The organism is Ferruginibacter sp. (assembly GCF_031391665.1).
In the GTDB taxonomy this organism is placed as follows: Bacteria; Bacteroidota; Bacteroidia; order Chitinophagales; family Chitinophagaceae; genus Ferruginibacter.
In genome coordinates, this window is record NZ_JANMUN010000267.1 from 1 (window position 1) to 12,062 (window position 12,062).

Genomic DNA, 12,062 nt, shown 5'->3' on the forward strand with positions numbered 1-12,062 from the left:
ATTACTGATAGTGCAGTAAGAAGATTGTTGTTTGATGCAGGTGAAGATTTTGATGCACTAATGACTTTGTGTGCAGCCGACATCACCAGTAAAAACAAACAAAAAGTGCAGCGGTTTTTGAATAATTTCCACATGGTGCGAAAGCGTTGTGCTGAAGTGGAAGAAAGTGATCACCTGCGCAACTGGCAACCACCCATAACCGGCGAAATAATAATGCAGGCTTTTAATTTACCTCCCGATAGAAAAGTTGGTATTATAAAAAATGCTATTAGAGATGCTATTTTAGATGGAGAAATTCCTAATGAATATAATGCTGCATACGCTTTTATGATGACAAAAGCAAAGGAGTTGGGCATTAATTAATTTCAAATCCTAAATCCAAAATTCTGTTTATTATTCTTATTTTTACGCCATGGCTATTTTACGTTTCAGAATTTATTGGGAAGATGACGACAGCATTTACAGAGATATTGCTATCCGTCATACACAAAGTTTTTTTGATTTGCATACCTGCATTTTAAAAAGTTATGAGTTCGACTCTAAACATAAAGCAACTTTTTACCGCAGTAACGATAACTGGTTAAAGGGAAGGGAAATTTCTTTAGAGAAATATGATAAAGAGTATAAGGCCGAACCATTTATTATGGCCGATACACCCATAAGTTCCGAAATAAGTAACCCCAACCAAAAATTTGTTTACGAATACGATTTTAATAAATTCTGGCATTTTATGGTAGAGCTTATTAATGTTGATAAGGAAGAAAACAAAAAACTAACCTATCCCTGTTGTATAAGAACAGAAGGTATTGCGCCATCGCAATATGGTACAAAGGGTTTGGTGGACAGTCGCCTTGCCGAAATGGAAGAAAAATACGATTTACAACCCGAAGCTTTAAGAGAAGGTTATAGTGAGGAAGGAGAAGATGCAGAAGGCGGAAGTGAAGAGGAAGAAGAAGCAGCAACAGATGATGGAAAAGATGGTAACGATGGGTTTTAAGTTAATGGATAATTGGGTATTGAATAATGTATAATTTTTTCAATTTAACATTACCATATTATACTTCATCTTATTTTAAATCATTTTTTAGGGCATCTATTTTTAAAGAAATAATACCCTTATAATTTTAAGGCCTCAATCATTACTCATTCATCAAATTAGAGTTCTTTACAAACTCAATAAAATGAAAAAAAATGATCATCCAAATTTTACCCCTTCAGGGGATAGAGGTAAAGCCTGCATTATTATTGCCGGACCCACAGCGGTTGGAAAAACAACTTTCGCCATTCAGCTAGCACAACATTTAAGCACACAAATAATTTCTGCCGACAGTCGCCAGTGTTTTAAAGAATTAAATATTGGGGTAGCAAAACCTTCAGCAGCAGAATTTCAAACTGTTCCGCATTATTTTATAAATTCTCATTCAATAACCGAAGAGGTAAATGCGGCAGTGTTTGAAGAATATGCTTTGCAAAAAGTAAACGAAATTTTTACACAGCATGATACCGCTGTAATGGTGGGTGGCACCGGGTTGTACATAAAAGCATTTTGCGAAGGTATTGATGCATTACCCGATATTGATTTAGCTGTAAGAGAAAAAATTATTACGGGCTATCATCAGCATGGTTTGCAATGGCTGCAAAAAGAAATAGAAATAAATGATCCTGTTTATTTTACCAAAGGCGAAATAAAAAACCCCCAGCGTTTAATGAGGGCATTAGAAGTAAAATTATCCAGTGGTGAATCTATTACGCATTTTCAAACACAGCAAAAAAAGCAAAGAGATTTTAAAATTATAAAAATAGGGCTGGAGTTACCAAGAGAGCAACTTATAAAAAATATTAACCAACGTGTGGATGCTATGATGGAACAGGGCTTGTTAGATGAAGTAAAGCAACTGCATCAGTATAAAAACCTTAACGCATTGCAAACGGTAGGCTATAAAGAAATTTTCGATTATTTAGATGGTGCTGCAACACTGGAAAATGCAGTGGAGCAAATTAAAATAAACACCCGTCAGTATGCCAAGCGGCAAATGACCTGGTTTAAAAAAGATTCGGAATTTAAATGGATCAGTCCTCAATTTCCACTGTCAGCATTGCAGGCAGATTTTTTATCGGGAAAGTAGATTTATACATCTGCACAGGCTCAACGGTGCCGCTAATTTCTTTTTCTTCTTTAGTTCCATCTATTGAAATGTTCTGCACATCAAACTTTATTCCTGTAATTTTTTTTGCATCATTTCTTATAAAAGCAATGGTGCCGCTATTTGCAGGCATGTAAAATTTGTCCTCAGCAGTTTTTTCTAAAGAGGAATTACCCATTGAGGAATTTAATTGCAGTACACCGTTCTCAAAAACAACATTTACTTCACTAATGGCGCTTCCCTGTGGAAATTTATATTTAGCGGCGTATTGTTGTAAGGTTTCTTCAGCCCTTAACGATAAGCTGGCAATAACTATTAACGAAAGCAGGATGGTAACTTTTTTCATGGCTGGTAGTTTAATACTATAAAAATACGCTATACTTTAGAAAAAAGTTACACCTGATGATAAAATATTTTTCTAATATTATAAACTTACTTTAAAATTTAAACCCAACAGTCGCAACTACATTCCCACGTTGCTGTTTCAAGCTTGCGTAAGTGTTGGCCCTGTCTTCTAAGCGGTAGGGTATGTCTAAATCTTTTGCAATAGCATGTACATAGGTAAGGTCTATAAACACTCCTTTGTTTCTGTAACCCAGGCCACCACTCAGTAACATTCTGTTTACTTTTTCCGGAGCGTCCTTGTATGGGTTTCCATAATAGGCAAAACCTAATCTGCCCATAATGGTGTTAAACTTCAATTCTCCTCCAACTTTAAAATTAAAATTGCCTTTGTATTCGTTTTTAACAACTTCCCCAAGTTGTTTGTAATATGCCTTTTCATCTTCAGTTGGTGTTTCATTATTGCTGCCAAACCTGCTGCCATTATGATTAACATACTCAACATCTGCAGTAATAAAAGCCCTTTGCTTTTTTACGTTGGATACTTCTCTAAAAACATACGATGCACTTAAAATAGCTTTAAACGGAGTGGTTTGTGTGTATTTGCTTTCGCCGGGTTGATTGTTGGTAAAAGTGGTAGATTTTTCAGAAAAATTGGCAACCGGATTTTCCAATTGAGTAGATAAAGTAGTGGTACGCTTATCAGTTAAACTCATAAATGTAGGGGTATGAATAGCTAGTCCCAAACGGATATAATCCTGTGGTCTGTATATAACCCCAAGCTTAAGGTTTGCTCCAATACCTTTTGTTGTAAAATCATCTTTATATTCAAATTGCTTAAAATGATTGGTTGAATTATTTGAAGTATCAAATTCTTTAAAATTTGTAACACTGTTATAATTTATAATAGGAATACCAATTGTGGCACCTAAAAACCATTTGTCTTCATGGTTGTGGGCAAAAGCAAAGGCTACTTCGGTAATACCGCCTTTTGTTGTGCGGTTCATTTCCTGGCGTATAGCCTGGCCTGCATCTAAAATAAATTCAGGTGCAGCTTTTACAATGGTATCTCTTCCTCCGCTGCCATTAACAAAAGAAAAAGTATCTATTAAATAAGTATTTAAAGCAACTGCTGCTCCATAAGGCAAAGGAGAATTTACATTTAATACCTGGTTAATAGAATAGCCACTTTTAGCAAATTCCTCAGCAAATTGCTCACTGAACGAACTGAAATTATTTAACCCTTTGTATTGAGTACTATTATTAAAATTAGCCGTTTGCGTTACCGCTAAACTAATAGCGTTGCTCACTTTTGGTTTATAACGGCTGCCAAAACCCCAAACCCATCCGCTGGTACCAAAACCAAAGTTGTTGCTATTGTTTTTATTTGATGTGCCCCTGAAATTGGCTTTATTGTTATTAAATAAAAATGCAGGAGTTAAAATAAATTCTCCGGTTTTATAAAAGCCCAAACCTGCAGGGTTAACATAAGCAGCATTAATATCGCCACCTAAACTGCCCATGGCACCACCAATGGCTAAATTACGTGCCGTACCATTTTGAGGATAAAAAGAATACCGTAAAGCATCTTCGGGAGTTTGGGCAAAAGCTGCGGTGCAAATAATACAATTTATAAAGAGTAAATATTTTTTCATGGCATATAAGTTTTACAGTCCAATAGTTTTATTTGGAAAATCAGGTATTAAAATAATTCTTCGAATAGTTCTTCTCCATTTCCTCCCCCTTTGGGGGAGATAGAGGGGGCCAGGCTTATCCGCCACGGCCCGGCCTTGAAACACTGCCGCCTGAACTGCTGCCACCAGATGAAGAACCACTGCTGCTTGGAGTGCTGTTGTTGTTTGAAGGTGAATACGTTCTTGTATTATTATTTGAAGATGAATTGGTATTGTTGTTATTTGTCGGAGTAGAGCTTGGTGAAAGCACTTCTCTTATGATGTTGCCAACCCTGCTGCCGCCGTTGTTGTTGTTATACTGCCTTGTTGGTTTGCTCCAGGTTGTAACGGCTCCTGTTTTTTGGTTGGTAGTTACCGCAGTGCTGTAATTTTTATAAGTGTTTAAGTTTACTGTTCTTGGGGTACTGTTTATTGGTGCAGCAGCTATATATTTTGTGCTGTAAACAGGCCTTGAATAATAATAAGGGTTGTAATAATAACCATAACTGTTGCAGGTGCAGGTGCAATAATTGTAAGGACTGTTATTGTAACTGTAATCGTATTCATTATTCAAATCCCTCCACCTGTAATCACGTATTTGCATTCTTATCCTGGCATCATCGGCGGTGGTTTCTGTACGTCTTACTTCATCTCTTTTATTATCGTTGCGGCTTTCATCTACAACTCTAACCGGGCTATAATAAACATCATCGGGTGTTTGACCACTTTTGTAAGCGGTGCTGCAACTGCTAAAAGCTGCTGCAGATAAGGCGATAAGTAAAATTTTAGCATTCATGGTGTTTAGTTTTAAAGATTTAAAATTGAAGTTACTACTTTTGTGCAAGTTTTAAAAGCACTTATATATAAAAGTATCAAAACATTTGCCATAAGACGCTTAAGTTTAATACTTTGTTGTTAAAGATGTGCTAAATGGTTTTGAAAGTCAATATTTTGTAACAAGCTGAAGAATTTAGCCCAACATTGTTGTGTCTCTCAATTGTACAAAGAAATCTTTATTGAGCACTGAGCGAAGTCGAAGTGTTATTGGAGCGTTTAATGAAGCGGATTTTTCTAATGTCACCCCTTTAGGGTTTGCATTAAATTTGAAACCTTTTTTATAGTAATAGCAGCCTTTCAGGCTTAAAATAAAAGAAGTAAAATATAAATATGTATTCAATCCTAAAGGGCAATGTCGTTAAGTTAAGAGTATAAAATTATAAAACTCCCCATTCCAGTTTCCTCTCTTTTGGAGAGGGGTTAGGGGTGAGGTCAAAATAAAAAATGAACAAAGCTGCCCAATGGTATGCCGTACAAGAGTGCGATGCAACGATGCAGAACAATGAAATATAGCTGGAAACAAAATTTTTAACACAACACAATCAATTCCCATTTAGGGGATGGGGGCAACATGGCAAAAGAACTAACAACAAGAGCAGCAGATTATTCGCAATGGTACAACGACCTGGTAATTAAAGGCGGGCTGGCCGATCATTCGGCTGTACGTGGCTGTATGGTTATAAAACCTTACGGTTTTGCATTATGGGAAAACATGCAAAGGCAATTGGATAAAATGTTTAAAGATACCGGGCATGAGAATGCGTATTTCCCTTTATTTGTTCCTAAAAGTTTATTTGAAGCTGAAGAAAAAAATGCAGAAGGTTTTGCAAAGGAGTGCGCTATTGTTACCCACTACCGTTTAAAGAACGACCCTGCTAATCCCGGTAAATTAATGGTGGATCCTGAGGCAAAGCTGGAAGAAGAATTAATTATTCGCCCCACCAGCGAAGCCATCATCTGGAACACTTATAAAGGCTGGATACAATCGTACCGTGATCTGCCTTTGCTGATAAACCAATGGGCCAACGTAGTGCGTTGGGAAATGCGTACCCGTTTATTTTTACGCACTGCCGAATTTTTATGGCAGGAAGGTCACACCGCACATGCCACCAAAGAAGAAGCTGTGGAAGAAACCACAAAAATGCTGGATGTATATGCAACATTTGTGGAAGAATACATGGCCGTACCGGTTATTAAAGGTGTAAAAACTGCCAACGAACGTTTTGCCGGTGCCGAAGATACGTATTGCATTGAAGCTTTAATGCAGGATGGGAAAGCATTGCAGGCGGGCACTTCGCACTTTTTAGGACAAAATTTTGCCAAAGCATTTGATGTAAAATTCAGCGATAAAAATAATACTTTAGATTACGTGTGGGCCACATCGTGGGGTGTATCTACAAGATTAATTGGTGCATTAATTATGGCGCACAGTGACGACCAGGGATTGATAATGCCACCAAAAATTGCACCCATACAAGTAGTGATTGTACCTGTTTATAAAGGTGAAGAAAGCAAACCTGCTATTGATGGTAAAGCCGCTGAAATTGTTAAGCAATTAAAAGCTTTGGGTGTTTCGGTTAAGTACGATAACAACGATAACAGCCGCCCCGGATGGAAATTTGCCGAGTACGAACTGAAAGGCGTACCCGTAAGAATTGCATTGGGCTTACGGGATATTGAAAATAATGTGGTAGAAGTAGCAAGACGTGATACGAAAGAAAAAAATACACTCAGCATTGATGGACTTGCACCTGCTGTTGTACAATTGCTGCATGATATTCAGCAAAATATTTACAACAGGGCACTTGCGTTTAGAAACGAACGTATTACCAATGCCGATAGCTGGGATGATTTTGTAAAACTGCTGGATGAAAAAGGCGGTTTTATTGCTGCACATTGGGATGGTACTGGTGAAACAGAAGATAAAATTAAAGAACAATCAAAAGCTACCATCCGCTGTATTCCTTTAAACAATAAGCAAGAGGCCGGCGTTTGTATATTAACAGGCAAACCAAGTAAGGAGAGGGTGTTGTTTGCAAGAGCTTATTAAGTGTCAGACGGTTTAAAACCGTCATGACACTTATCACATTTTAAAAGCCGTTGAAATTTCAGCGGCTTTTCTTTTGCCGTGTCAGTAAAGTTTTACATATTCGCTCTATCATTTAACCAAAAAAACTATTATGGACAATTTACAGCATGACCAGTTGGGTAATATGGGTTTAGAAATTGATAACGATGTAAGGATACAATTTAATGAAGCCGCTAAATGGACAAAGTTTATTTCTATTGTTATGTTTGTTGCCTGCGGCTTATTACTGATAGTTGGCCTACTTGGTGGTGCAGCACTTGTATCGGCTTTAAAAACTTTAGGATCTACTTACGAAGTATTTGGAGAATTTAACGGGGCAATATTAATTATCATAATTGTAATAGTCGTTGGCGTTTTAGCCTTAGTCTATTATTTCTTATTTAATTTTTCTAAAAAAATAAAAATGGCATTGCTGAGCGAAAACACTGCAGACTTGAATGCAGGTTTAAAATCGCTTAAAATCTTTTTTATTGTTACTACAGTTTTTGCTATACTTTCTTTAGTAAGCAATATTTATAATTTGTTTTTTTAAATTCTAAAAAAAAATATTATGGAGAATATTCAGGATAACACCATATTCGATCTTGCAATTGATGAAGAAGGGAAATCGCATATTTCTTCAATTGCTCAATGGGCAAATATTAGTGCAATAGTGGGTTTTGCAGGTATTGGTATTTCTATTATTGGAGTTGTAATTGGTTTAATGAGAGTAAGCGAAAACAGCGCTGCAGCTGCCGGATCTGGTGTTTTTGGACTGTTTATAAGTACAGCAATTGCATTACTGCTTAATATCACACTGATTAATGCTGCAATAAATTTAAAGAAAGGAATAGATCAAACTGATCAGGGGCATTTTAGCCTTGGGCTTACCAAGCTGGCAATGTATTTTAAAATACTTGGAATTATAACTATCATAGTTTTAGTTATTGTTACATTGATTTTATTAGTAGTTGCACTTGTTGGGGCAGGGCGAAGCACTTTTTGATTTTAAAATTTAACCAGATACGACTAAAAAATATTTTTTAGTCGTATCTCTTTCCCTCCGTTAAAAAATATCAGATACTTAGTAAGTTCTGCAGTCAGTTGCTCTAATCAACTGAAATATAATATTGTAGAATTAAAGCCACATATATTTACAGCAAATATTACCCTGCTTCTTTTAATTCCCTTTAATTTTAGCGGTATATTAAATCCCATGCCCGGCAATGAAAAACATCCTACCGTTTTTAATTTTATTATTATGCAGCTGCAAAAAAACATTGCCAGCAGAAGCACCTGTAATAGTTAGTGTTGCACCCACTGTTGCTGAAAGCAGTTATGTAAAATATACCATCAGCGCCGGTGCACATTTTTCTGATAAAAGTGTTTTAAAGGAAATAACATTAACCGAAATGAATTTTAAAGTAAAATTTGACAGCTCTGCAATTTATAAAACAATTACCCACCTAATCAGTACGATATTAATAAACTCTATGGCTTTTCGGATGGTAATGATCATCATATAAACAGTGCAAGAATTGGCTGGTCATGGAATGACAGTGCATTAAGGTTATATGCTTACACTTATTATAATGGTGTAATAAATTCAAAAGAAATAACTACAGTAAATATTGGCGCTGAAGTTGTTTGTGCAATAAAAATTTCTGCTATGGAATATATTTTTAAATCAGGTAACATAACAGTTACTATGCCACGCTATGTTACCAGTGCCGAGGTTAAGGGCTACCAGTTATATCCCTATTTTGGTGGCGACGAAACGGCACCTGCCGAAATTTATATCTTAATTAAGGAGCTTCCATAATTTATAGCAGGTAAATTTTATGCCTGAAAAATAATTATTGCCTTCCAAAATTAATTATAACCCTGTACCTGCATAAAAACATAAGGGTTAACCGACAACTCTTTTTCGCTTGTTTCTATAAAATTGCAAAATACAAGGTCAATAAATGCAGCAGCATCATTAATTTCCCAAAGCGTCATTGATTTATCGTTAGGAGTTTCAAAAAATTCAGGCAGTATTTCCTGCACCAGACCGTTCCAGCAGGCATCTATTAATTTTTCTTTTTGTGTAAAATGTTTATCTGCCTCAGCTTCATTTCTTTTTACCCAGTTTCTTGAAAAAAAACTGGCGTTTACCACAAGTAAGATTTCTTTTTGATGAGTATAAGTATGCATAAAGTATTGTTTATAATTAGACTGTTTTGAGGTGTAAAAAACACAAACCAGAATTATAAAGAATAGTTAAAGGTGGGAGTGCAGCAGGGCATTTGGCTGCTAAATAAGTAAGTAACTTATTAATTGATTAAAACTGCTTCTTGAATTATATCGGTTGAAATTTTTTTATTTGCCATCTTTTTTTAAAAACAATTTTGCTTTTTCCATCTCGGGCCTGTTTGCATTGGGCGAATTTGCAATAGCAAGTAACTGTTTATAATAATAACCTGCTTTATCAGTATTATTTATTTTTTCGCAGGCAACAGCTGCTCCGTACAAACCATTAAACCGGTTGGGGTGTTTTTGTAAATCAGCTTCATAAGCAACCAATGCATCGGCAGGCTTATTTAATTGCAGTAACATATCTCCCAATAATTCTTTTGCCGGTATTACTTCTCCAGGTGTTACCGCATTTTTCTCTGTTTTATCTTCCATGGCAGCAGCAACAGCCATCTGTTTTATGGCTTCATTAGCTTTCCCTTCCTTTAGCAGTATCCAGGCTTCGGCAGTTTTTATTTGGATGGATACCTGGTTGGCTTTATAACTATCTTTTTGTACAATGAGTGTATCATAAAGTCTGTATAAAATTTTTACTTCTCTGCCTGCCAAACCCATATTTCCAATATTTGCAGCACCCAATGCCCGTGTAAAATGCAGAATAGCATTTTGCCATGGGTAACTGTCCCAGGCAAAATTTTCGGTATGATCTTTTATGCCGGCAGCTTCTTCCCATAATTTATTTTCCAGTACATAACGGGATGGAATAGCAGCAAATGCATAAGCAACTTTAAAATTAACAGGCGATACTTCGGTTATCGTTTTTAAATAATCCCATTCTTTTTTGGCAAGTATATTATCTCCTTTTTGCAGGTACGCATAAACAAGATAATCCAGTGCATGGAGTTCCTCATCCCAATGGCCCTTAATTCCTGCTGCTTCTGCATAACATTTTGCAGATGCAGCAGCAGCAGTGTTTGAGGTAATGCATTCATCCCAAAGCCCCAGCCTTGTAAAAATGTGTGAGGGCATATGCTGTGCATGTGCCGAAGAAGGAGCAATAGCCGCATACTTTCTTGCTGCCGGTAATGCCAGAGCAGCAAGTTCAGGGTAATCGTAGCTGTGAATGGTATAGTGTACAATACCGGGATGATCAGGTTCGTTTGGATATAATGCAGTTAAAATAGTGTAAGCCTTTTTTTGATTGGCAAAAGATTTATCAGCAGGATCCGCCGCCGCAGCAAGTGCTAAAGCATAAAATATGGCAGCCTCTTTCTCTGCAGGGTTTTCTTTATAAATTTTTTCCATGGCTTTTTCAAAACTCACCGCACGGGTGCGGTGGTTTACTTTACTCCAGTCTTTATAAAACAATTCCATTGCATCAATATAATCTGCTTCCCTTCCCGTTTGTTGTATTAGCGACTTTGCTATGGCAATTGCTGCAGCACCTTTTTGCAGTTCGGGTGGCGTGGGTGGAGCCCAAAGCGGGTGATAGTTGCTCATTGCAACTCCCCAATAAGCCATAGCACATGCCGGTTCTGCATCAATAATTTTTGCAAAAACTTTTTCTGCTTCGTCATATTCAAAGGAATGCAGCAAAGCCATGGCAACATTAAAATCTTTTTTTGTTTGGGGAGAACAGGAAGTGATAAATTCAACTGTCCCTAATTGCTGTTCGGCCGGGCCACAGGAAACTATATTTCCTTTTTTAAGATTAATTGCATTTATGGTTTCAACGGAAGGAACTTTATTTTTATTATTACAGGAGATAAGAACGCACAGTAAAACATTGAAAAAAAATAGAAGTGCATGTGATATTATTTTTTTCATAACAACCCGATTTTAATATTAAAAAGAAATGCGGTGATTCACTTTATACAGCAATCAAAATTCCATTCATCAGTTAATTAAGGTTAAGAAAGTTAAAAAAATATATTGATATATCAAAGAAGGAGTGAGTTAAACGAAAGAGACCTGATAAAATAATTATTTCATTAGAGAACATAAGGAATGGCTTAATCGAATATAAACGATTCTTCTATTTAAAAATCAACATCAAATGCAGCTTGCTAAAAGCAAAATTTTACGTTGCCTTTTAAATCTATCTTTGCACAATAATTTTAGAAAAATGTTATTTAGCGATTTAAATTTAAACACACCACTGCAATCCGTGTTGAACGATTTGGGCTTCACTGTTCCTACAACCATACAACACAGGGTTTTTCCGGTAGTAATGAGTGGCAGAGATGTTTGTGGCATTGCACAAACCGGAACAGGTAAAACATTTGCATACTTATTGCCTTTGTTGCGCCAATGGAAATTTAATAAAGAAAAAACACCGCAAATTTTAGTTTTAGTACCTACAAGAGAATTGGTTGCGCAAGTTGTACAGGCAGTAAAAGATTTAACGCCTTACATGAGTGTACTTGCTGTAGGTGTTTACGGCGGTGTAAATATAAAAACACAAATGGCGGAATTATACAATGGTGCTGATGTGGTAGTGGCAACGCCTGGCAGACTGTATGATCTTGCGATGAATGGCGCATTTAAAAGCAAAGCGGTAAAAAAATTAGTGATTGATGAGGTAGATGAAATGCTGAATCTTGGTTTTAGAACGCAATTAAAAAATATCCTGGATCTGTTACCTGCAAAACGACAAAATCTTTTATTTTCTGCAACCATTACCGAAGACGTAGAAGCTTTAATTGATACTTATTTTAACGAACCGGAAAGGGTGGAAGCAGCACCAACGGGAACGCCATTGGA

Annotated in this window: 13 protein-coding genes and 1 pseudogene; 9 read left to right on the top strand and 5 right to left on the bottom strand. The window is 36.5% G+C overall.

The window, feature by feature from the left end; translation table 11 throughout:
- The 3 genes and pseudogenes from ACY651_RS20550 to miaA form a co-directional block, all read left to right on the top strand.
- Positions 1 to 363: pseudogene (locus tag ACY651_RS20550) on the top strand (tRNA nucleotidyltransferase); the annotation flags it as partial.
- Between the two features lie 49 nt (positions 364 to 412).
- The gene (locus ACY651_RS20555) at positions 413 to 997 is read left to right on the top strand and encodes an IS1096 element passenger TnpR family protein (RefSeq protein WP_462255401.1); all 585 of its coding nucleotides are present in this window, start codon (positions 413 to 415) and stop codon (positions 995 to 997) included.
- A gap of 184 nt (positions 998 to 1,181) precedes the next feature.
- Complete coding sequence (gene miaA / locus ACY651_RS20560) at positions 1,182 to 2,126, top strand: tRNA (adenosine(37)-N6)-dimethylallyltransferase MiaA (protein ID WP_462255402.1); 945 nt, start codon at positions 1,182 to 1,184, stop codon at positions 2,124 to 2,126.
- On the opposite strand, the gene ACY651_RS20565 is transcribed toward miaA, so the two are convergent.
- The 3 genes from ACY651_RS20565 to ACY651_RS20575 form a co-directional block, all read right to left on the bottom strand.
- On the bottom strand, positions 2,071 to 2,490 hold the full coding sequence (locus ACY651_RS20565) for a hypothetical protein (RefSeq protein ID WP_462255403.1): 420 nt from the start codon (positions 2,488 to 2,490) through the stop codon (positions 2,071 to 2,073). The two genes, miaA and ACY651_RS20565, sit on opposite strands and share 56 nt — an antisense overlap.
- A 91-nt stretch (positions 2,491 to 2,581) precedes the next feature.
- Positions 2,582 to 4,141: an OmpP1/FadL family transporter gene (locus tag ACY651_RS20570; RefSeq protein WP_462255404.1), complete on the bottom strand. Its 1,560-nt coding sequence runs from the start codon at positions 4,139 to 4,141 to the stop codon at positions 2,582 to 2,584.
- A gap of 115 nt (positions 4,142 to 4,256) precedes the next feature.
- Positions 4,257 to 4,955 carry a hypothetical protein gene (locus tag ACY651_RS20575; protein WP_462255405.1) on the bottom strand — a complete coding sequence of 233 codons (699 nt, stop codon included), beginning with the start codon at positions 4,953 to 4,955 and terminating at the stop codon, positions 4,257 to 4,259.
- 612 nt (positions 4,956 to 5,567) lie between these two features.
- On the opposite strand from ACY651_RS20575, the gene proS reads away from it, so the two are divergent.
- The 5 genes from proS (at position 5,568) to ACY651_RS20600 (ending at position 8,886) form a co-directional block, all read left to right on the top strand.
- Complete coding sequence (gene proS / locus ACY651_RS20580) at positions 5,568 to 7,046, top strand: proline--tRNA ligase (RefSeq protein WP_462255406.1); 1,479 nt, start codon at positions 5,568 to 5,570, stop codon at positions 7,044 to 7,046.
- 130 nt (positions 7,047 to 7,176) lie between these two features.
- Entirely contained in the window at positions 7,177 to 7,617 is a 441-nt protein-coding gene (locus tag ACY651_RS20585; protein ID WP_462255407.1) for a hypothetical protein, read from the top strand.
- A gap of 18 nt (positions 7,618 to 7,635) precedes the next feature.
- Entirely contained in the window at positions 7,636 to 8,070 is a 435-nt protein-coding gene (locus ACY651_RS20590) for a hypothetical protein (RefSeq protein WP_462255408.1), read from the top strand.
- A gap of 220 nt (positions 8,071 to 8,290) precedes the next feature.
- A complete protein-coding gene (locus ACY651_RS20595) occupies positions 8,291 to 8,590 on the top strand; it encodes a hypothetical protein (protein WP_462255409.1) in 300 nt (99 codons plus the stop codon).
- 143 nt (positions 8,591 to 8,733) lie between these two features.
- A complete protein-coding gene (locus tag ACY651_RS20600; RefSeq protein WP_462255410.1) occupies positions 8,734 to 8,886 on the top strand; it encodes a hypothetical protein in 153 nt (50 codons plus the stop codon).
- 50 nt (positions 8,887 to 8,936) lie between these two features.
- Here ACY651_RS20600 and ACY651_RS20605 read toward each other — a convergent pair whose 3' ends face one another.
- Complete coding sequence (locus ACY651_RS20605; RefSeq protein WP_462255411.1) at positions 8,937 to 9,260, bottom strand: hypothetical protein; 324 nt, start codon at positions 9,258 to 9,260, stop codon at positions 8,937 to 8,939.
- A gap of 165 nt (positions 9,261 to 9,425) precedes the next feature.
- On the bottom strand, positions 9,426 to 11,126 hold the full coding sequence (locus tag ACY651_RS20610; protein WP_462255412.1) for a tetratricopeptide repeat protein: 1,701 nt from the start codon (positions 11,124 to 11,126) through the stop codon (positions 9,426 to 9,428).
- A gap of 298 nt (positions 11,127 to 11,424) precedes the next feature.
- Here ACY651_RS20610 and ACY651_RS20615 point away from each other — a divergent pair.
- Positions 11,425 to 12,062: DEAD/DEAH box helicase (locus ACY651_RS20615; RefSeq protein WP_462255413.1), on the top strand; the 638-nt coding region annotated here is incomplete at its 3' end.

Coding starts and splice junctions, on each gene's coding strand:
- ACY651_RS20555 (WP_462255401.1), top strand. CDS start 413: ATGGCTATTTTACGTTTCAGAATTTATTGGGAAGATGACGACAGCATT.
- miaA (WP_462255402.1), top strand. CDS start 1,182: ATGAAAAAAAATGATCATCCAAATTTTACCCCTTCAGGGGATAGAGGT.
- ACY651_RS20565 (WP_462255403.1), bottom strand. CDS start 2,490: ATGAAAAAAGTTACCATCCTGCTTTCGTTAATAGTTATTGCCAGCTTA.
- ACY651_RS20570 (WP_462255404.1), bottom strand. CDS start 4,141: ATGAAAAAATATTTACTCTTTATAAATTGTATTATTTGCACCGCAGCT.
- ACY651_RS20575 (WP_462255405.1), bottom strand. CDS start 4,955: ATGAATGCTAAAATTTTACTTATCGCCTTATCTGCAGCAGCTTTTAGC.
- proS (WP_462255406.1), top strand. CDS start 5,568: ATGGCAAAAGAACTAACAACAAGAGCAGCAGATTATTCGCAATGGTAC.
- ACY651_RS20585 (WP_462255407.1), top strand. CDS start 7,177: ATGGACAATTTACAGCATGACCAGTTGGGTAATATGGGTTTAGAAATT.
- ACY651_RS20590 (WP_462255408.1), top strand. CDS start 7,636: ATGGAGAATATTCAGGATAACACCATATTCGATCTTGCAATTGATGAA.
- ACY651_RS20595 (WP_462255409.1), top strand. CDS start 8,291: ATGAAAAACATCCTACCGTTTTTAATTTTATTATTATGCAGCTGCAAA.
- ACY651_RS20600 (WP_462255410.1), top strand. CDS start 8,734: ATGGAATATATTTTTAAATCAGGTAACATAACAGTTACTATGCCACGC.
- ACY651_RS20605 (WP_462255411.1), bottom strand. CDS start 9,260: ATGCATACTTATACTCATCAAAAAGAAATCTTACTTGTGGTAAACGCC.
- ACY651_RS20610 (WP_462255412.1), bottom strand. CDS start 11,126: ATGAAAAAAATAATATCACATGCACTTCTATTTTTTTTCAATGTTTTA.